This is a genomic window from Vogesella mureinivorans (assembly GCF_007644035.1).
Taxonomy (GTDB): domain Bacteria; phylum Pseudomonadota; class Gammaproteobacteria; order Burkholderiales; family Chromobacteriaceae; genus Vogesella; species Vogesella mureinivorans.
The window spans coordinates 1-279 of the sequence record NZ_VMTV02000045.1; the positions used below are offsets into that span (position 1 = coordinate 1).

The 279-nt window shown below is 67.4% G+C and carries 1 pseudogene; it reads right to left on the minus strand.

The annotated features are described in order from the left end of the window. Nucleotides 1–234 (minus strand): annotated as a pseudogene (gene prfC / locus FLQ44_RS01035) (peptide chain release factor 3); the annotation flags it as partial. Nucleotides 235–279: the final 45 nt, after the last annotated feature.

Here is a 279-nt window from a genome sequence, read left to right on the forward strand (position 1 = left end):
GACCGCCGAGCCGAAGAACACCGGGGTCTGCTTGCCGGCCAGGTAGTCGTCGATGTCGAAGGGCTGGGCCGCGCCCTGCACCAGCTCCAGCTGTTCGCGGGTCTCGGCCAGCAGCTCGGCGCCGACCAGCTTGGCCAGGCCAGGATCGTCCAGGCTGGGGAAGATGGTCGAGTCCTGGCGGGTGAAGTTGCGGCCCGACTCGAACACATGCACTTCGCCGGTCACGAGATGCACCACGCCCTTCAAACGCTTGCCCATGCCGATCGGCCAGGTGATCGG